This is a genomic window from Sulfitobacter sp. (assembly GCF_036960155.1).
Lineage (GTDB): Bacteria > Pseudomonadota > Alphaproteobacteria > Rhodobacterales > Rhodobacteraceae > Sulfitobacter.
This window is the reverse complement of the sequence record NZ_JBALWB010000011.1, coordinates 89,649-110,384: the sequence shown is the minus strand read 5'-3', so window position 1 is coordinate 110,384 and position 20,736 is coordinate 89,649. Positions and strand designations below refer to the sequence as shown.

Annotated in this window: 11 protein-coding genes and 3 pseudogenes; 5 read left to right on the top strand and 9 right to left on the bottom strand. The window is 52.0% G+C overall.

Annotated features, from left to right (window positions below; translation table 11 throughout):
• Positions 1-11 precede the first annotated feature (11 nt).
• A complete protein-coding gene (locus V7775_RS19360; protein ID WP_335753567.1) occupies positions 12-1,583 on the bottom strand; it encodes an ABC transporter substrate-binding protein in 1,572 nt (523 codons plus the stop codon).
• A 997-nt stretch (positions 1,584-2,580) separates the two neighbouring features.
• Here V7775_RS19360 and hisD point away from each other — a divergent pair.
• A complete protein-coding gene (gene hisD / locus V7775_RS19355) occupies positions 2,581-3,465 on the top strand; it encodes a histidinol dehydrogenase (RefSeq protein ID WP_335753579.1) in 885 nt (294 codons plus the stop codon).
• A gap of 399 nt (positions 3,466-3,864) precedes the next feature.
• Positions 3,865-4,065 (top strand): 30S ribosomal protein S21, encoded by a 201-nt coding sequence (gene rpsU, locus V7775_RS19350; RefSeq protein WP_083101223.1) that lies wholly within the window; start codon positions 3,865-3,867, stop codon positions 4,063-4,065.
• 233 nt (positions 4,066-4,298) lie between these two features.
• Here the strand turns inward: rpsU and V7775_RS19345 are convergent, their stop codons facing one another.
• The 3 genes and pseudogenes from V7775_RS19345 to V7775_RS19335 form a co-directional block, all read right to left on the bottom strand.
• The gene (locus V7775_RS19345) at positions 4,299-4,901 is read right to left on the bottom strand and encodes a class I SAM-dependent methyltransferase (protein WP_335753566.1); all 603 of its coding nucleotides are present in this window, start codon (positions 4,899-4,901) and stop codon (positions 4,299-4,301) included.
• Positions 4,902-5,123: 222 nt separating this feature from the next.
• Positions 5,124-5,300: pseudogene (locus tag V7775_RS19340) on the bottom strand (integrase); the annotation flags it as partial.
• Between the two features lie 1,522 nt (positions 5,301-6,822).
• Positions 6,823-7,356 carry a M10 family metallopeptidase C-terminal domain-containing protein gene (locus tag V7775_RS19335; RefSeq protein ID WP_335753578.1) on the bottom strand — a complete coding sequence of 178 codons (534 nt, stop codon included), beginning with the start codon at positions 7,354-7,356 and terminating at the stop codon, positions 6,823-6,825.
• Positions 7,357-7,436: 80 nt separating this feature from the next.
• On the opposite strand from V7775_RS19335, the pseudogene V7775_RS19330 reads away from it, so the two are divergent.
• Positions 7,437-8,314: pseudogene (locus V7775_RS19330) on the top strand (IS30 family transposase).
• Between the two features lie 219 nt (positions 8,315-8,533).
• Here the strand turns inward: V7775_RS19330 and V7775_RS24870 are convergent.
• Positions 8,534-8,989, bottom strand: coding sequence for a TrmH family RNA methyltransferase (locus V7775_RS24870; protein ID WP_443070147.1), 456 nt, complete (start codon positions 8,987-8,989; stop codon positions 8,534-8,536).
• A gap of 74 nt (positions 8,990-9,063) precedes the next feature.
• Here V7775_RS24870 and V7775_RS19325 point away from each other — a divergent pair, with 74 nt between their 5' ends.
• A complete protein-coding gene (locus V7775_RS19325) occupies positions 9,064-9,807 on the top strand; it encodes an IS6 family transposase (RefSeq protein ID WP_335753565.1) in 744 nt (247 codons plus the stop codon).
• On the opposite strand, the gene V7775_RS19320 is transcribed toward V7775_RS19325, so the two are convergent.
• The 3 genes from V7775_RS19320 to V7775_RS19310 form a co-directional block, all read right to left on the bottom strand.
• Positions 9,773-11,509 carry an adenylate/guanylate cyclase domain-containing protein gene (locus V7775_RS19320; protein WP_335753564.1) on the bottom strand — a complete coding sequence of 579 codons (1,737 nt, stop codon included), beginning with the start codon at positions 11,507-11,509 and terminating at the stop codon, positions 9,773-9,775. The genes V7775_RS19325 and V7775_RS19320 overlap by 35 nt on opposite strands.
• An 83-nt stretch (positions 11,510-11,592) precedes the next feature.
• Complete coding sequence (locus V7775_RS19315; protein ID WP_335753563.1) at positions 11,593-16,440, bottom strand: PKD domain-containing protein; 4,848 nt, start codon at positions 16,438-16,440, stop codon at positions 11,593-11,595.
• 52 nt (positions 16,441-16,492) lie between these two features.
• Positions 16,493-18,838: a FecR domain-containing protein gene (locus tag V7775_RS19310; RefSeq protein ID WP_335753562.1), complete on the bottom strand. Its 2,346-nt coding sequence runs from the start codon at positions 18,836-18,838 to the stop codon at positions 16,493-16,495.
• A 209-nt stretch (positions 18,839-19,047) separates the two neighbouring features.
• Here V7775_RS19310 and V7775_RS19305 point away from each other — a divergent pair.
• A pseudogene (locus V7775_RS19305) lies at positions 19,048-19,140 on the top strand (IS6 family transposase); the annotation flags it as partial.
• Between the two features lie 122 nt (positions 19,141-19,262).
• Here the strand turns inward: V7775_RS19305 and V7775_RS19300 are convergent.
• Entirely contained in the window at positions 19,263-20,717 is a 1,455-nt protein-coding gene (locus V7775_RS19300) for an adenylate/guanylate cyclase domain-containing protein (RefSeq protein ID WP_335753561.1), read from the bottom strand.
• Between the last annotated feature and the right edge of the window lie 19 nt (positions 20,718-20,736).

Below are 20,736 nucleotides of genomic sequence, written 5' to 3'. Positions count from 1 at the left end.
CTATCTCTGGATCAGTTCACTGTAACCCAACGCAACATAAAGAAGTTATCCGCACGTTGTGTCAGCTCAACGTTGTCTTTGGCAGCCCAGATCAATGGCTGTGTGTACAGCGGGATGTAGGCGACCTCGTCTTGGGTGATTGCGACAACCTCATCGACCATAGTCTGACGCGCGGTTGGATCGATTTCCTGCTGAATAAGTGGCAGCAATTCATCTACACGCGCATTGGAATAGTTGCCGAAATTCCACGAGCCCAATTTGCGTTCGTCGTCTTGGCTGTGCATCAGGAAGCGGATTGGGTGTTCCATGTCAAAGGTGCCCGGTGACCAGCCCAACAGGTACATGTCGAAATCGTCTTCGCGCAGCTGTGGCCAGTAATCGCGCACAGGACCCGTGCTCAGCTCCGCTTTCAATCCGACGGCTGCAAACATCGATGCCGCCGCACGACACAGGGCTTCGTCGTTGATATAGCGGTCATTGGTGCATTTCAGACCAAATGAGAACCCATCAGGATACCCTGCCTCGGCCAACAGCGCCTTGGCGCGTGTCGGATCAAACGCAGGGCGATCATTGTTTGCTTCTGAGAAACCCGAGATGCCCTCTGGCACCAGCTGGCTTGCCGGTTCGATTTTGCCACGGAACAACACGCGGTCTATGGACGCCATGTCCAATGCATGGGCTGCCGCCAAACGCACGCGCGGGTCGGTGAATGGGTTTGTGTCAGTCACGTCTGATGAATACAGCAGCGTTTCGTGTTCATGACCAAAGCCGAACATAATCACGCGCGTTTCTTCGCCCTCCAGAACCTTAAATCCATCTCGGCCTTCGACTTGTGCGACGTCTTGCAATGGGATCGGCTGGATGAAATCAATCTCGCCAGACAAGAGAGCAGCGAGGCCCGTGGCGGAATTTCCGATCGGGGTGAACACGGCCTCGGTAATGTTGTGACCGACTTCGTCCCACCAGTTTTCATTCGGCGCGAGCGTCGTGCGCACACCTGGATCGCGGCTGGCCAAGGTGAAGGGGCCTGTGCCATTGACGTTCATAGTCGCGAAGTTTTCCGCATCTCGCGCAGGTAGCGCCGCGTCGTTGGCCTCGGCCCAGCCTTTATCAAGGATCATGAAGTTAGCGATTGAATCGGGAAACAGCGGGTTCGGCGCAGAATTGACGAAATCAATTGTGAATTCATCCACGATCCGCACATCTGTGACCGGAGCAAACCACGAGCGCACATCAGCGGCTTCATCAGAGGCTCGCTGATAAGAAAACAACACATCCTCGGACGTAAAGGCAGCCCCATCTTGGAAAACCACACCTTGGCGTAGATTAAACCGCCAGCCGTTTTCTCCCGTCAGCGGCTCCCACGATGTAGCCAGTGATGGTTCGATCGACATGTCTTGCCCACGTCGAACAAGCCCTTCGTAGACATTGTTCAAGAATGACAACACAGGTGCCGAGTTTACAGCGTGTGGATCCATCGTTTGTGGGTCGGTATTCGAAGCCCAGCGAAATGTCTCTGCAGATGCGCCCATTGCTGACATACTCAGCACGCCTCCGAGCACGGCCAATTTCAATGTTCTCATTTTTCTCTCCGTTGGTTTCAGGCAGCCCATTTGTGTTGGCAGTCAACCATGCCAGCCTAACCCGGGCAATAGGTGATGGAAGGTTGGGTCGTGCGTTTCGGCCTTTTTCAATGAGGTATTGCATTGGCGTCTGGTATCAGCCCCAACTTGCCCTTCTCATCATGGATCACAAAAAAGAGGTTTGCGCCTTTCACTTTAGCGCCAGCTTTTTCTTATCCCCTGCTTATCAGAACAAGACCGATGATCGATCTCCAACAAGGCTGAGCAATGCGCGAAGGTCCACTAAGAGAAAGCCACACTACAGCGGCACAACCATATATGAATGTCTGCTCATCGATCATAGGATGAGTTCACAGACAGACCTGAATTGATCGGCAGAAGCCGCCGGAGTTAACAGTTCGAAGCGTGGGATGAAACACAGGTACCACTTTCACACGGACAGTGAACCTTCTCCCTGACGCAGTCTTGGTGCCCATCGAAATTGTAATGGTTGTAGACTCGTTGACAGGTCGGAAGGTCGTGATCTCATCTAGAATACCATTCATTATATCTGCTAAGAGAAAAGTTGTCAGGGGCCACTTCAGACAACCAATGTATTTATTGCCAAGTGCGTTTCTATCGTGAATGCAATCGATGGATCGGATCACAGGTTGGCTTCACCTATGTCATGATTGACGCGTTTGCTGTTGCACCTGCTCGCGGTGGATTTCTCAAGCCACTAGCTCACAGGGTTGCCAATCAACATGGGAAAGATGAAGCTTTGCCAAACAAAAGCATCAAATGGACTCTTTTGCTGATTTTGGTGGCCAGTTCGCAGATGTCACAAAACCTAGTATCAGTACACATTGCCTTTATTCCGGCTCTCATTTCGCCCCCATTTGGCGTGATGGACAAACTCAAAATGGACCGTCGCGCTGCTGCCTGTGTTTTGGCTTGTATGACTAATTCCAACTACCTTTTGCGGCCAACGGGCTTTGGTGCAGTTTATCTGAAATAGATTCTGCTTGCCAAAGCAAACGAAGCGGGCGTGCCAGATCCCATCATCCTGACGCCGTCAGGCCCTGACGGAAAAATTGATCCAGCTACTCTCATTGCGGCCCGTCTTTCTGCGGCTGAGCGCGTTTACAAAGCGGGCGGTGCTTTGGCTGTGGCCGCATTCGGTACCGAAACAGTGCCAAAATGCCTCAAGATTGAAGGCCCAGGAAGCCCTTGGTTGGTGGCGGCAAAACAGCTTCTTTCGAGCAAGATCTCGTCACGGCTTCCTGCTGGTCCCAGCGACACGATCGTCTTTGCCGATCATACTCTCGACCCTCGCCTTGCGGCTCTGGATTTACTCATCGAGTCAGAACATGGCACTGACAGCTCGGCCTTTTTGGTCACGACGTCACGCGAATTGGTTGAGGGTGTCATCAAGGCATTGCCCGATTATTGGGCGAAAATGGGGGATCGTTGGGTCGAACACTCAGCCGCGGTTCTAAGTGGTGAAAACAGTGGCATTATCTTGGCAGATAATCTGCAACAGGCGTATGATTTTGTGAATGATTATGCGCCCGAACACTGCCAAGTTTTGTCTAGTGGACCGTTTGATCACTTGACCCACATTCGTAACGCCTCGGAAATCTTGCTTGGAAATTGGGCCGCAGGAACGTTGGCGAATTATGTGCTTGGGCCAAATTGCGTCTTACCGACGGGGTCGCACGCAAAGGTCCATTCAACACTTGGCGTCCATGATTTTATGAAAAGTGGCACTGTCGCGCATGTGACCCGTGCAGGTTATGATGAAGCGGCACCACTTGCCCATCGGTTTGCGAAATATGAAGAGTTTGATGGCCATGCCAATGCCGTCTCAGAATTGCGACTGCAGATCCTAAACAAGAACTGACGCTTCTCTTGGGGTGGGGTTGATGGAGGACGAACCATACGTTGAGGAAATAGATGAAAATCCTACACAATCTGATGCAGGACTAGATGCCGAAAAAGGTAATTCTGCGAAGGACATTTAGCAGTCACTTTGCCGTCCAAGTCGCATGACGTGAACCTCGTGATCGCAACGAACGGCACCTTCGATCACATGGTGACAGATTCGCCAAATTGCTCAAACCGCAAGAAACGAGCGGTCAGCCACTTTGCCCACTTAGCTTTTCTGGCAAATTTCACGCGTATACTGATAAACTACAGCACAACTTGCTACTGTTTTGCTGTACAATCTGGGATACGATTGCTATTCGGCCAATGCCTGCAATTGTTTGCAGCTACAAATCAGAAAGGTACTGTAAACCACATGCAGGTCAGTGTTCGCGACAATAATGTCGATCAGGCCCTCCGGGCTCTAAAGAAAAAGCTCCAGCGCGAAGGCGTTTTCCGTGAAATGAAACTCAAGCAACATTTCGAGAAACCGTCCGAGAAAAAAGCGCGCAACAAAGCTGAAGCCATCCGTCGTGCCCGTAAATTGGCACGCAAAAAATTGGAACGTGAAGGGTGATCTAACTCATTCTTTGATGCTAAAAACAGATCCCGCTTTGTCTAATGGCAGCGGGGGCTGCATCTACCAACCAGCCATTTTTCAAATGGACAGCTCAAGTTATCATAATATCTCTATTGCTGCGACGTCGACCAATGGCACGGTTTGGTAAGCTGAGCCGCAGAGACAGTATGTCAGGTAGGCGGCATCAATAGGCTGAACTCACAAGATTGAGTGCTAAAATGCCGAAATACTCACACGGTCATAAAGACGTCATACCGCGTTGTTTTTCCTCGGATTTGGTGCGTGCATGGCCTAATCCCTGCAATGGGATCAGCCTTAGCAGGCCATTTTAAAACCACGCGGCTACGAGCATGAATGAGTGCCAGCCTCACTAAGTCTGCGGCGTCATCGTCGGTGCCGACGATATCGCGAACTTGACGTAAATCTAGGCGCACCAACGCTGAATTTTTACGTGGCGGATGCATCGGATCAATCAAAATTGCCTCGCTTGACAGCTCAGGGATCAAGTCTTTAGCGTCTCCCTTCATGAGGGTCATGCGGCCAATAATTTCGCGCAACTGGCCGCCTTCTGTCGCAGCGCGTTTCATGCCTTCGTCTAAGAGTGAATGCATTTTGCTCGATCTTTCTATCATTATGACTTGTGCGCCAAGCGATGCTAACAGAAATGAGTCTCGGCCCAGGCCTGCAGTCGCATCGACAATCATAGGTGTTTTACCTGCACGCAACCCCATTGCTTTTGCCAGGTCTTGCCCACGCCCCCCGCCAAACCGGAGGCGGTGCGCCACAGGCCCTTTGACAAAATCGACTCGTAACTCTGTGGGAGCTCGCTTCAAAATCTATTCATTTTCGACACCAATCAAGCAGAAGTGCTCATTCTAGATTATCTGTAGCGCTTTTCTGTTCTAACTACAGGCCTTGATCCAAAATATTAGAGCACGACACTTTGAATTTAAGGGCGGCGTGCTGCGATGAGCGTAAACGACCGCTTTAACATAGCTGCAATTCGGCGCCCTTTTGGTTTTAGAGGGTTGCAAAGGTCCGTCCGTTTCGAACGGCTAAAACAGCTGGATTTCAATCGCGCCCGAAATTGCCAGCGCATCTTCAAACTCAACGCTCAGATAACGAACAGTACTGTCAATTTTCGTATATCCAATCAGCAGATGAACGGCACGCAGGCTGCCTATTTCTTTGTGAATCTGAGTGACCTTAATCCGTTGCATTGAATGGGTACCCTAGGCGGTCATTTCTAACCCAATGCGTGCCTGCCTTTCGATAACGGAGATCGTCTATGGTTTAATTGTGTCGCTTAGGGTGCATTTCGAATTGAGACTTACTGACCTGTATGCACCTGTTGGGGGGGGTAACAACCACCCCTTTGTCGGACTTGCTCCATCGGGTAGCCGCGCGCGTATCGCCGCTATGATACTAGACATAGGCTACACTGCCCGCGATTCCACCCTAAATGGTGCCAGCCATTCTATCGCCCAAAAATAGGGTACATTCATTTTGCCACGCCAACCTTGAAACGCACGATGTAGAAGAAGCACCAAACCGTGCTGAATTTCTAAAACTGTGTCCGTAGTTACTCAATCCGCAGACCTGATAGTTCGGTGGGTTCATTCCTGTAAGCTGGCCTCTGCATCGCTTCCACTTTAAGCACTTCTCTTTTTATCTTCAGAGAACTCCATTCAGGTTTTAATCTATTCAATTGTTCTAATCTTGAGAGTGCCAAACGAGAATGGCCTCTATCTATTGCGCGATTCAGAGACTTTTACGTAACCGCTTGAACACTCCGATTCCGTCTCATTTTGCACGGAAACTTTTACGCCCCAGGGATTCCTCGAATGCAATCAAAACACCCTCTGAAAGAACTCCCTACCTAAGCAAACGCCGCATCGTATCATGGCCCGTAGACAGCATTTTCATCCAATCAACCTGACATTTTGCTCTCAAATCCATAGCATTCATGTTGTCCAACAGCCCATAGGGATCGGCAAAAATCATAATTTGGCTTGCTGTTCGAGCCTCAACAACTCCATAAAGATATAAACCAAGCCAATCGCCACGTGCAAAACCTCGACAGGAACACGGCAAGAGCTGTCACGGGGATGTGGGTTGCATCGAGCGTTGCACTGTACCAGATAGTGGTTGTACTGGGCCACTGTCCGACACCGTTGACGGCAGGCAAACGTGGTCCCTGGCTTTCCCATTCAGCCGATTTGTAGATATCCTCAAGTGTTGTACCGAGACAAGGCAGAACGAGATCTTCAGGATTGAGCAACGTATTGCCAAACTCTCAATGGAACGCATAAGCGAATGTCATCGATTCAGATCAGCTCGCCGCCGCGGCCGTCAACATCGCCCCGAATTTATGAGACCGTCAGCCCAGTCCAACCCAATCAATTTATGCAAGCCTTCGACAAACTCAGTCCACTATTTTATGGGCAAACCAAACAGCACTTGGTCCCTTTGCAGGGCATCATTTTGCAATGCCTGCCATGCAGCAGTCAAACTGGCTTGTATCGGCGCAGTATACTATACGCTTGTTAGCGGTCCCGTCGCCAAACTGCGTCGCATCCCACGCACTAGCAGCGTCAAACAAACATCTCACACATGCAGGCATGTGCTCTGACCAAGGGATCGACCGCGAACCTCATCGCTTTAGGGCGCCGATGTCTTGCGCTTCATGACTGCCAGCGACAACGCTCGATTAACAACATGAATCCCATCATCAGATTCGTCCAAAAAATCAAGTTAGAGGTCAAAATCACTGGCACTCATTGACGTTACACCAAGAAGCAGGATGTTCAGATCAGTGGCGCCATTGCCGTCCACATCCCCCAGAATATAGCCATCGATGCCGTTGGTCACAAACCGTAAATCCCCTGCATTTGCAAAGGCGGATGATCCGACAAAATTGAAGATTTGGTTTCCGCTCACACCAGTATTGGCGTCAATTGCGCTCAGATCGACAACGTCAGCGCCACCGACGCCAAAGTCCTTGATCGTATCGCGCAGCGTAAATGTGCTTTCGCTTGCCAGGTTGAACACAAAGCGATCACTGCCGCCGCCCCCCGTCAGTTCATCACTGCCTTGGCCGCCCACAAGTGTGTCATTTCCCTGCATGCCGATCAGGTCATCCTGCCCGTCAAAGCCAAATATCTGGTCCGCCCCACCGCGCAGAATGTCGCCGCCGCCAATGCCGTAGATTTCGTCGTCACCGGCGCCACCATCAATGACGTTGCCAACTGCGCTGCCGACCAACAGGTCATGCCCCGTTCCGCCCAGCAGCCCTTCGATCGGTGTGCGTTACCCTGACTTGCGATTTTTGAGTGATAACAGACTGTTGGCACGCAAAATGAAATACCATGAAAAGATGCTACAAGCAGCTGAGCCTGGAAGAAAGACGCAAAACCGAGACATGGCGCGCTGCTAAAGTGAGCGTTGATGTGATCGCGGAACGTCTTGGGCGCAACAGATCGACCATTTTCCAAGAACTTCGACGCACTCATTTCAAAGATGCGGAGATGCCTAAAGTTGTCGGGTATTTTGGCGTCGTGGCTTCGATGAAAAGGCACCGGTTCGGGTATGCTAAGAGGCGATTTATCGGTTCGTTTATTCGCCCGAGGGCATGAAGGAAGACCTCTGGCGGTACCTGCCAGAGCATCGTCGCAAGCGTCGCCCGCGCAAAGGGCGAGCACCAAAGAACCCCAAAATCCATTCCGACCTACGCATCTCAAACCGCCCCGAAAACATAGGGGATCGGGTCCAGTTTGGTCATTGGGAGCCAGATTTAATGCTGTTTCGACAGAAGCTTGGCAAAGCAAACGTGACATCCTTGGTTGAACGGGTCAGCCGCTTTACAGTCTTGCTGGTGAACGCAAACAAAACAATCGCGCGTGTCATGGGAAAGCTTGCGAACGTCATGCGTACCTTGCCAATCACAGCACGCAAGTCTGTCACCTTTGATCGCGGTTGCGAGTTTATGGATTGGCCACATCTGCAAGCCGAAGTTGGTACGCAAACGTGGTTTTGTGATCCTTCCGCTCCGTGGCAAAAAGGGACCCAAGAAAACACCAACCGACAGGCCCGGCGTTGGCTCCCGCGCGATCTTGATGCCTCCAAAATCACACCCGACCATTTGGAAGTAATCTGTGCTCTCCTGAACGCTACGCCTCGCAAATGTTTAGGTTGGAAAACGCCTGCTGAGGCCTTCAAAGAAAATGTCTTGGATCAAACCGCATGAAACCCCAAACTCAACCCAGTTCAAAATTCGCAGTTCTGGTATCACTCACAAAAATTTGACCTGTTCTGAGCCCTGATTTCTGCGTCGCCAACACTGTGTTGGCCCCAATACCTAACGGGTTCCAGCCATTCGCTGCACCCTGCACCAACTCCTACACTGCGGACAAAGCCGACCTTTACAGGGGGGGGGCGCTGCTTGAGCATTTCTACCGGTTGACTGCTAAATTGATCCATCTTCGCGAAGCATTTCGGTTGGTATTGGGTCCAATCGCTTCCCTCGCCGCCTACTGCGAAGATACTCGCTCTGATACATTCGGCGCTGCTTTGTGATTTCGTATAGGACTATCCCTGAACTGGTTCCAAGATTCATACTTTCGACCATGCCGAACATCGGAATTGCAATGCACATTTCGCGACACTCAACTGCAAGATCAGTGATCCCACGGTTTTCGTTACCAAACCAAACAGCAAGCTTCGCATATTCGGTGTAGTCTGCCTCATGCAGATAGGAATTGGCCTTTCCTTTAACGTGTGGTGATGTCGCTATGGAAATATGGCCCTTTGTTTCCAGATGCTTGATGCAATCTTCTGTGCTGTCAAATCTCTTAACAAAGGTCCACTTTATAGAAGACGCCGAAGTCTTTGAAACCGGACGCGATTTCCGGTTTTGTCGCAAAGTTTGCGCGGTTGGTTGGACCGGCTCGCGAGTGGTAAGCGTTGTTTTTTGAGTTTGAAAGCGAGCGGTCAACCGTGACGATTGATTTCAAAGGGAACCATTTCCCGAGGTGCGTGATCCTTTACGCTGTGTTTTTCCATGTCCGCTACGGTGTCTCGGATAGGAATCTTGAGGAGATCATGGCCGAACGCGGCGTCGAAATCGATCATGCCACGTTGAACCGCTGGGTGGTGAAATTCTCGCCGTTGATCGCGGCAAGTGCGCCGGTCAGAAAGAAACTGACAGCCGCCTCTTGGCGGATGGACGAGACATACATCAAGGTTCGCGGCAAGTGGACCTATCTGTACCGTGCTGTAGATCGGGACGGGCAAACCCTTGATTTCATGCTGACAGAGCGTCGCGATACCGCCGCCGCACGAAGGTTCTTCAAGCGCGCCGTTGGCACCAACGGTGTCCCAGACCGAATTGCCATCGAAAAGAGCGGTGCCAATTTAACTGGTCTGCAAAATCTAAACGTCATCCTCAAATCCACGGGAACTAGTCGGATAATCAACATCGTTCAATCCAAATACCACAACAATATCGTCGAGCAGGATCATCGCTTCATCAAGCGGATTACGCGGCCATTGCTCGGCTTCAAAGCTTTTCATTCTGCGGCTGCAACGCTGGCTGAGATCGAAGCCGCACACATGATCCGCAAGGGACAGCTAGGCCAAATAGGGCTCTCACCCTTCGAGCAGTTCGCCGCCCTGCAGGATAAATGTGTCCAGCGCCTACACACATTTATGCAGTACGAGACTTTGCGACAGAACCTTTAGGACTGGCAGAGAAATTTGGCACAAGATCAGTGTATCCCTTTAGTGAGATAGCAGCGAGGGCTTCGAAATTTACGACGCTTAGCTGTTTGCTCGCATTATAGGTTGCTTGGTCCAATAGGACTTGACCGGGGTCGGCTTTCGAACACAACCGCGCGGACAGGTTTACGGTAGACCCCAGAACAGTGAAATCCATGCGGTCGCGCGCACCCATGGCACCAACGACGACCTCGCCAGACGCAATTCCAGTCCCGACATGCAGGTTGTATTCCGGGTATTTCTCTAGCAGTCCAGCCATGGCTTGACTGATCTCGACAGCACAAAGAACGGCGCGTTCTTCCATGCCATCCCCTTCAAAGACGGCAACCAACGCGTCGCCGATGAACTTGTCAACGTCACCTTTGTGCTTGTTCACGATGTTGGTTTGGACGTCGAAATATTGGTTCAATGCCTCAATCACAACCTCTGGTGCGACACGTTCCGAAAATTCGGTATACCCGCGAATATCCGTAAATATGACCGATACCCGCCGTCTTTCGCCGCCACGCGACATGCCGTCAGATGCACTTTGAATCGCGGACATTGTTCCGTGGCTGACAAACTTCATCAGCTCCATTCGTTCGCCTAAATGACTGATCATCTGGTTGATACGTTGGGACAAATCGCCAATTTCATCTTTGGATTTAACCGTGGTTACACGGGCGCCAAAATCACCAGCACCTACTTTTTCGGCCACCTGTCCGATTTCAAGGATTGGACGGGACAAACGACGGGCAAACAATAGGGCACCAGCGCTTGCAAGGCCAAAACCAATCAGACCGACGATCAGAATTTGGCGCGTGATTGCATTGACAACAGCGTAGGCTTTTACCTCGCTCAGCTCAGTCACAATAGCAAAAGGGAAATTATCAGGGAACGTATAAGCGCCCAGCATCTTTTCCCCGTCTGATCGGACATAGGACAACAAGGTATTGGCACGTGCCTCTGCCAAAATTAATGGTTGGGCACTTTGGACGATTTGACGATCTCGCAGGACCTGTTGTTGTTGCTGCAAAGCGGTGACGCCATTCTGGTCAATAACAGTGATCTCTCCACGTTTTGCAAAGGGATGGTTGTTGATCAGGTCTGAAAGCGCGTCGAGCTTGATTTTGGCGGCTAATGTTACCTCACGCCCCGCGATCTTGGTGTTTAAGGGCAATGCAATTGTAGCGATCCATGTGCCAGTCTCGGGTTGTTGGTGCACGATTGGAACGCCGAAGGCACCATTATCATGCATAAAATTGAGCACCTCCGCCGACGTGGTTAGCGTTTTGATTGGGTCCAACCCAGCGGCAGCGAGCGTGTTGGAAAACGCTTGATCCGTCGCAAGTATAGGCAGCTTTGATCCAGAGATGGCCAATTGCAATGCAACCACTTCAGGCAATTCCTGCAATCCAAGTGTCAACAAGGATACCTTCTGCGGAACGTCTAACTCATCGCTGTCAATCCCGTTGCGGATGACTTGTAACGGCGACATCCAGCGTCCCTGAAAGCGGTTGTCGAACTCGGTTCGCAGTTGCGAGGCGACTGTTGTTAGGTCTTCGTTGGCCGCGCTTTTAAGTTCGTCGCGGGTCAACGTGGTCAAGTTTTGGCCAACGATCGCCAATGGAGCCACAGCAAGCAGGGTGGCAAACAAGAAGAATTTGACGCGCAAAGGAAATCGCATGGCAGGCTGTGACCCGTTCAGATAGGAAAATCTATGGTCGGACTCTATGCACCGATGATGGTTTGGTCGATTGAAAAGCGCTGCTATGGTCGTGCCATCGCCGAAATATTTGCCTGATCTTGTCCGACACCGCATTGTAGCCCTGTTGTGTCGCGTGCTGTGGCCACAACTGTATAGGTGCCCGCTGTGGTGTATCTGTGCTGCGCGACGCTGCCTGTACCTGTAGTGCCATCACCGTAATCCCAAGTGATCTCTAATCCATGGCCATCAGCGTCACTTGCGTTTGTGCCATCAAAGTCAACGACGTCATGGGCTCCGCCAATCTTGGAGCTCAGGTCTGGCCCTGCGTCTATAACCGGAGTGTGGTTGACTAAAATTTGAGCGGTGTCAGATACAATGCCACAGCTCAACTCGCTGTTGTCGTGCACACGCAACTCGACCGTGATTGGTCCACTTTGGTCAAAGCTGCGTTCAACGCGGGGTCCAGACAAGGTTACCCCGTCGCTGAATACCCAGTCAAAAGCAGTGATCTCACCATCCAAGTCGCCAGATGCGCCTGCGTCAAAGACAGTTGTGTCACCTGGGCAGATCACTTGGTCAGGACCTGCAAACGCGTTTGGGCTTTGGTTCACGCGCACATAGCGGGACTCTTGGCGCTGGGAATTAGCAAGCCCTTTGCCATCATCCAAGGCGATTGTGATTGGGTACAACCCTGGCGTTTGGAACGTATGGGTGACAGAACTTCCTGCCTTTGCAGCCCCGTCACCAAAGTTCCAAGTGATTGCAGTGCCGTTGGGCGCAACCACTTCCCATGGCATTTCTGTCGCGGGACAGACCCATTGCGGTACTGTTAACCCAGCCACAGGGGCAGGATTGACCGTGATCAAAGAGGTCGTTGTGACGACAGAATTGCCAACGTTGGCATCGTCTTTGATGGTCAAGGCAACGGTGTACTCACCCGCTTTTTCGTAACTATGTGCAGCTTGCAGCCCATGACCCGCTGTACCATCGCCAAAGTCCCATGCAAAATCGACTATCGCGCCGTCAGTGTCGCTCGATCCATCCGCAGCAAACAAAATCGCTTGGCCTGCGGCTATGATTTGTGGGGCTTCAATCTCAGCCAATGGAGCAGCATTGACGACCACCTTGCGGTTTGTCTCGATTGTGCTGCATCCAGCGTTGCCGCCTGCCAAATCGGTCACAACAGTTACAAAATAGATTCCGGGGTTTTCAAATACATGGCTCACTTCTGAGCCCGAGGCACTGCCACCATCACTGAACGACCATATTTGATTGATTACAGATGCACCGCCCAAATCACCCAACGCGACCGCGTAATCAGCCGACATGCCAGCCGCTGCGCGATCCGATCCAACAATCTCTTGAGCAGGTGCAGCAACAACTTCGACGTTCACTGTGTCCGTGTCCAAAGGTGAACAGTTTCCAAGAGCTTCACCACTGATGGTTAAGTTGACTGCATAGTTGCCAGGTTTTTTGAAGCTATATTCCGGGTGTTCGCCGCTGGCTGTTCCGCCATCACCAAAAACCCAGCTGAAGGCATTTACCGCACCGTCAGCATCTGTTGATCCAGAGCCATCAAACCGGACCGCTTGGTTGGTACACACGGTCATATCAGCGCCTGCACTTGCGATAGGCCCTTCGCGGATCAATGCAGCGATACGTGTAATATCACTGCCCCATTCGGTTCCAGTACCGTTACGGACCTTCAATGTGACCGGATAGGCACCGGGCTGTTCATAGGTCTTGGTCGGGTTCACAAGGTCCGAGGCTTCGCCGTCGCCAAAGTCCCAACTGTACAGCAACAAGCCCCCATCAGGATCGGTGCTGTCTGAGGCGTCAAACAGGATCGCCTCGCCAGAACAGACATCACGGTTGGCTCCAGCCACGGCAATTGGCCGCGTCTTTATGGTAACCTTGGTCGTGTCGACCGCCTTTGCATTGCTAAGGCCGGTGCCGTCTTGCACGGTCAGTGTCACGGGATAGATACCCGACCGCGCGTACACATGTGTTGCTTGCGCTCCCATGACGGGTGAACTCCCGTCTCCAAAATTCCAAGAATAAATCAATTGATCGCCATCCGCATCTTGTGATGCTGTGCCATCAACACTGATTTGCAGTTCTTCGGTTTGGATATCCGCGCCGGCTTTTGCCTCAGGGGCGTGGTTGACGCGGATGGTCAAGCCGTCAGTTGCCGTGGAGTTCAAAACCCCACTGTCATCCGTTACAACCAACTGGGCGCTCCAAACACCTGCTGCGTCATAGGTTCGTTCAACGACAGCCGTTTCTTCCGGTGCCGCGCCATCACTAAACTCCCAAGAGTAGCGGGTAATTTCACCGTCTCGGTCAAAAGACAGGCCCGCATCAAGGCGCACAGGATCACCCGGTGCAACAAGAAGATCGGCGCCCGCTTCGGCGATGGGTGCACTATTTACGCGGATAAGGGCTTCATCCGTATCACGTGCTGCACCGCCCCTAAAATCATCAGAAACGGTCAAGCCAAAACGATACAACCCGGGACTGCGCAATGAAACGGCAATACGTTCTGCTGCTTTTGTCTTGCCGTCCGGCATTGTCCACAGATATTCAGAAATTGATCCATCAGGGTCGAGCGAGGCTCGGCCTGAAAGAGTGAATTCTTCGTTAGGTGCTACAATTTGAGTTGGACCTGCATCTGCAATCGGGCTGGCGTTGACGGTTATTGCAACGGTGTCTCGGTCCGTGTTCAAAGGCGCGCCACTTGCGTCGGTAACAACCAATGACACTTCATAATTTCCGGGGCGAACATAGGCATGAACCGGTTTTGGTCCAGTGCCTATGGTGCCGTCGCCAAAATCCCAAGCATATGAGGTGATATCACTTTCAGGGTCGGTTGACCCGGTGCCGTCAAACTGCACTTCGCTGGTGGTGACAAATTGTGCAGGGCCAGCAACCGCAGTTGGGGCGGCATCAATGAAAATTTCCTGTTCAAACTTTTGTGTGGCAGAAGCGGTGCCGCTGTTGTCCGTCACGGTCAAAACAACGTTATAAACACCCGGCGAGGTCCATGCATAATTCACGATCTTACCATCGCCCATCGCACCATCGCCGAACTCCCAAAGATAGCTTATAATTTCACCATCGACGTCGACCGAAGCACTGGCATTCAGCTCTGCCGCCTCTGAAACAGAGACTGGCCGCTCGGGGATTGAAAAGGCCGGCGCTGGCGGGGCGTTCACCTCAACAATCAGCTGGTCCGTGGCTGTGTCGTTGGCCACACCGCTCTCGTCGATCACGCTAAGGGTTACGGTATAGCTGCCGGGTTCGGCAAACGCGTGCGTAATATTTCGGCCTTCCAGCACAGTGCCATCGGCCATGGCCCAGCTGTATGTGCCAATTTTGCCGTCAATATCATAGCTGGCAGTCCCGTCGAAACCAAGGACTTGTCCGGTTTCGGCAGTTTGATCAGTGCCTGCTTCGGCCACGGGTGAAAAGTTGACCGTCACATCGCGGGTGGCAACGCCAAAGTAGCAGGGATGTGCACTGTCGTCTTCGACACGTAGGTTTGCGCGATAAAGGCCCGATTTCTCGTACGCCTTTTGTGTCGTCGCGCCGCTTGCAGTTGTCCCATCGCCAAAGGACCATTGGTACCTGCTGATGGGGCTGTCTGAGGGTTCAGAGCCGGTGCCGTCAAAGTCGACAGATTGACCGGGAGCGACTACGATCGCGTCACCCGGTTTAGCCTGTGGGCCAGACCGGACATGTACCGGCACTTCGACACTTGCACCACGGCCAGGGCGTGTTCCGTCTTCCAGGACGCGCAAGGTCGCAACATAGCGGCCCGGCTCAGCATAGCGATGCGCGATCACAGATTGATCAACGTTCGATCCGTCGCCAAAATCCCAAATGTAGCCAAGCGGCGCGCGGCCAGTCGAGGCATTCCCGTCAAAGGCAACAGCGCGGCAATCCGCAAGTGGCCGCGCCGCGCCCACCGCAGTTGGGCGGGCCGGATCAAGCGCGCTGACTGGAGGCATTTGCAATGCAACCGGATCGCCCGCACCATCGAACACTGAAATACTCACGTCATTGGGTGTCTCAAAACCCGACTTAAGGCTGAGTGCGAGGTTCGACCCGTCTGCCGCAATCGTATCGACGCTCCAATAATCCTGACCTGAGGCTTTAACCGGAAAATCGGCATAGTCAGTAACGATATCCAATTCGGCATTGGCACCGTCAAAATTTTGAATGGTAAAGGGACCTTGGGGTGCGCCCAACAATGCGGTTCGGGTGGCCGATGTGCCTTCGTTCCAGCGCAGAGTTGGTTGATAGGCAAACATAGACAATCCATCCGGTGCACGCGCACGGTCACGTACCATGCTGACACCAACAGAAAATCCGTTTCCGTCGTTGCCTTTGGTGCCGTCCACGTCGAGGCGGAAATATGCGCGCCCGTCAATTACCTCACCGTTGCGTGCACGCACTGCACCTAGCGTCACCCACCGTCCATTGGTGGTTTCGTCATTGTCAAAATCCCGAGAGAATAACGTGGTTCCAGGATCGGTTACCAATGTTGTCGCGGTCGCCCGGTCACGATCAGATTGCATTTTTGGACGTGTCGCACCAGTGAATGCGCCTTCGCCACCCATCACGCGAAAAGTGGTGACTGAATCGCGTGGGCCGCCATAGGTAAAATCGTCACGACCATTGATTTCAGGATCAAAAACGCGAACATAAATGCGACCAGCAGTGTTGGCAGGAACAGAAAACAGGATCTGCTCGCGGTGATCGACATCGCCTTCCCTTGACGGGGCATCCACACCGTACACCACCAAAAGTGCTCCAGTTTCAGCAGCTTGTGATTGCGCATGTGCGTTGCTCGTCAACGCAGCAAGCCCAAGGGCTGCTATTAAGCTGTGGCGTGTCATCCAGGTCATGTCGTCTCCTTCGTCTTGGTGCCAATGTTAGAAATGGGCCGGCACCAAGGGGCTATTTATAGGCCGTGTTTCCCGCGTAATCTTCAATTGCGACTTCAATGAGCCGTAAGGTCCCAGGTTCTGCGGGCAAAGTCGCCCGACAGACGCCGGATGGTGTCTCGCATAATAAAAAACCGTCGCGCTCTTGTCCGCCGACCTCAATCAAGAAGGGGGCGGATTTACGCAAACCACTGGCATCGGTTGCCTGTGCTACAATCTCGATTGTGCCGGCCTTCCCTTGTGGGCGCGTCGCGCGGGCGCTGATAATGTCAGGTGGCGTGATATCGTAAACGGTATGAAGGTTAAGCGTCGTGCGATTGCCCACGGAATCCGTGGCTTGCAAATTCATTGTGTTCACATCTTCGTTCAGGGTGATGTCCGTATTGAAACGTCCATCGATAACGTCAATCGTGGTACCGTTCAGGGTTAAGGAAAGTGCGTCATCCGCACTTCCTGCCAGCTGTAATAACGGATCGTCAGTGGCCTTAGGGGGCGGAAGATCCAAGGTTATCTGTGGAGGTATCTGATCGCGGATCGCGGTGAAGCTTTGAGTACCTTCAATGGAGCCAGTTGGTGACAGGATTTCGATGCTAAACTGTGCCTCCTGCGCAGTAACGGGCAGTCCAAACCCTATTGAACCATCAGTATTCACTTGGGTTTGCACAATGATTTCACCCGTTCCACTGCGGATAGCAACTGCGGCACCGGGTTGCGCATTTGTTTGGGCACGTACCACCAAGGCTTCACTGCGGGTGGCCAACGCATCGCCAGCACGTGGTAGGAGGTCATCGATCAAAATGGTGACACTTGTTTGGGCGCGGTAAGTGACATTTTGGTTTATGTCGCTGACATTCCCCGCAAGGTCGGTGGCTTGTATAGCAAGTAGATTGTCGCCCAACTGTAAGGTCACATTGATCATAAAACTGCCGTCACTCCCAACGGGTAAGGGCTTTCCGTTCAGCAAGACTGTCGCATCTGGTTCTGATGCGCCAAACACCTCGACTATTTCTTCTTCTGACAGAGTGCCGTCACCAGGGGACAACACAGTCAAAAAGGGCGGAGTCTTATCATTTCGGATAGTGAAGTCGCGTGTTTTGCTCCATTGCCCCGGTAGGCCCAATTGATCCAGCGCGGCCACGCGCCACTGATACCGTCCTGCAGACAATTCAGGCGTTTCAAAGTGCAATTCTTCGATGCCCCACTCGCTTACTACCATTTGGTTAAAACCTGGATCACTCGCTACTTCGAGCCAATAGCCTGCTGCGCTGTCATAGGCATCCCAGCGTAAATCGACGATGCCAGAGTAAAGGATTGCGTTTGATGCGGGGGCGTTCAATTCGGCGCTTTGAAATACCTCGGCGACTTGTGTTCCGCTATTGCTAAGAACCACACCTTCGTTTTCGCTTAAATTGATATCTGACGTGCCGCTTTGAACACGAAGGTTGGCCGCGTCGTAATTTACAAACTTAGCATTCCCACGTTCATTGCTGACCCAGAAATTAGTGGATTGGGTTGTCGTTGTAACCCCGGGGACATCAATCTCAAACGCTGACTTGTCCGAAAGCTGGTTCAGCAGTGCGTAAAAGTCGCCATTCACAAGGCTGACCTTCGTCACTTCATTGCCGGTCAACGGGTCCGAGCGCATACGCTGGATGGTCGCGTTTGAGTTGGCATTCAGCCGCAAACGCGACAGGTCACGAAAGGTGACTTGTGTTGTGCTGTTGGACAGGGTGCGCAGGCGCTCGAATTCCACCAGAATATCCTCACGAACGCGGTCAGACCAGCGGGGGGCAGAAGGTGTACGCCCTTCGACGGCTCCTTGAACGTCGGATACAATCGCCTCCGCGGCACGGTCACGCTGTGCCAACGCAATATCGAGTGCTTCTTTGGCCAAAACCGTGGCTAGATCTGACAAATCGACCACTTTGTGCCATTGGGTGATCTCGCGATATTCCAATGCAGCGTCATGGTTGGAAATCGCATCCCCGATTTCTTGAGGAGCAAACAATTGCGCCCCTTCAGAGGTGGCCGTTTGAATCGCGTCCAGAGCCTTGCGCAACGCAGCATCGGCAGCTTGTACCTGTTTCACAGGAAGATCTAGGACCAACCCTGGTGTCAAATCGGCGGGGCTTTCAATTTGGTTTAGTTCTAGCACATAGGGCCAGAGATCGGGGTCTCCCAAATGTGTCCCAACAAAATCGCGGAGGTTGTCATTGGCGGTATATTTGATGTTTTCAAATGGTGCATTTAGCCCAACTGCCCACGCAGGCTCCGCACTTAATGCAAAACCTCCAAGAGCCGCTACTAAAAGCCCTAAGCTCGCGCGAATACGCTTCGCTTGAAAAGCTAGACCAAACACTTATAAAAATCCCTCGCAACATTCCGAAGTAATATTTTAAATAAATAAAGGGTAACTTTTGGGCGAAAGTAGATTTCGATCAAGGAACTTATGCGTGAGATTCGTTTTATTAATGCTGATTGTTCAGCAGTGAGCAACAAATGGAAGTGAATGACCGAGATTGTTTCACTTGGCTGCTTACAAGAATTTTTACACTGTAGTGTCGCTATAACATAATTGAGCAGGATCACCGCTTCATAAAGAGGGTTCCCCGCCCTATGCAGGCCTTCAAATCGTCTCGTTCAGCCGCAACCCCAATCTCGCGTCACGGCAAAGTTTGCGACACAGCCGCTTGCACTTATAAGTTGGCGCATCTGGCTAAAAAGACGCGTCTTAGAGAGAAAATCCGGATCACCCTGATTGGAATACGCGGCCAGCCTGTTGTTCAATCCAGAAGAAAGGTTTCTATCCTTCCGACGCCCTTTATAAGGCTGGATTTTGGAACCGCGCTGACAGGCCGGCAAGCCAGTGCATTCATCGTTGCATGCGAAACCTGAATACGGCTTGGGTCGCCAGAACTTTCCAACCGACTGGCCAGATTTACGGTTTCGCCCCACACATCATAGACAAATCGTTTTTGTCCAATCAGTCCACCGATGACTGGTCCTGAATTCAAACCGACCCGGATCTTGAGCGGTACGCCCGAGCCAAAACCGTCTGACATTACCTTGATCATTCCACGTGCAAATTCTAACGCCCGATCAGCGTGATCGCTCTGCGGTTCTGGCACACCTGCAACTGCCATGTATGCGTCCCCCAGGGTTTTGATTTTTTCGATCCCAAACTGATCTGCCAATTTGTCAAAAGCAGAGAACAATTCATGCAAGAGACTGACTAGGGCATTCGGGTCTGTGCGTGCGACCATTGGTGTGAAATCGACGATATCTGCAAAGATGATCGTTGCATTGTCAAACCTGTCCGCAATTACCTTTTCGCCTGCCGCAAGACGCTTGATGACCATCTCTGGCAACATCGACAAAAGCAGCCCGTCAGCGCGCGCTTTCTCAAACTCAATTTGGGTGAGAAATTCGCGTTCTCGTACACGCCAGCGCACGCGCTCAAGACAGCTCTCGACCCGAGCAAAAAGAAGGATCGGATCTACTGGTTTCTGTAAGTAATCTTCTGCGCCTGCAGTTATGCATTTTACAACGGCACGGATATCTTTGAGCCCGGTCACCATAACAACCGCCATATCGCGCCAGCTTGGGGTTCCCTTCAGGCGCTCAAGAAGGTCAATTCCGTTCATGTCAGGCATCAGAATATCAACCAACGCTACTTCGAAATTGTTTGTCAGCAATAGATCGAGCGCTTCGCGGGCGGAGCTTGCCGTTGTTACGATATGCCCCCTATTTGTCAGATTGCGGCGCATCAATTCTCGGTTGGCTTCGATATCGTCGATCACCAAAACTCGGCCTGCCGTGCTGTCTGGGCCGACGGACGTGTGGGACAGCGATTGTGCGAGTGCCTCCGCGATATCGGCATCGGACTTCCCGCCTTCCAACCCCTCCAAATCTCCTCGGGAGTACTCCACCAAACCGTCAAGCTGCTCCAATACGCGTCCGCACTCGCTTACAACCATGCAAATGTCAGCTTCGATGCTTGGATCAAGCCCGCCTTCGGTTTCCTCAAGTATCAGTTCAGAATAGCCCAAGATGGCATTGATCGGCGTGCGAAGATCGTGGCGTAAGGTTGTGTCATCAAGCTGCGCAGCATTTGCATTTCCCTCGGATGACAGAAGTTTTTTGATCATTGCGTCTAGTGAGAGAGCGGCCTGCAAAACGGTTTGTGCATCATCGTAGATGACTGCTTTTCCGTCGCGTTTTAGTGCTGCAACGATCAAGGTTTGAAATCCCAGGATC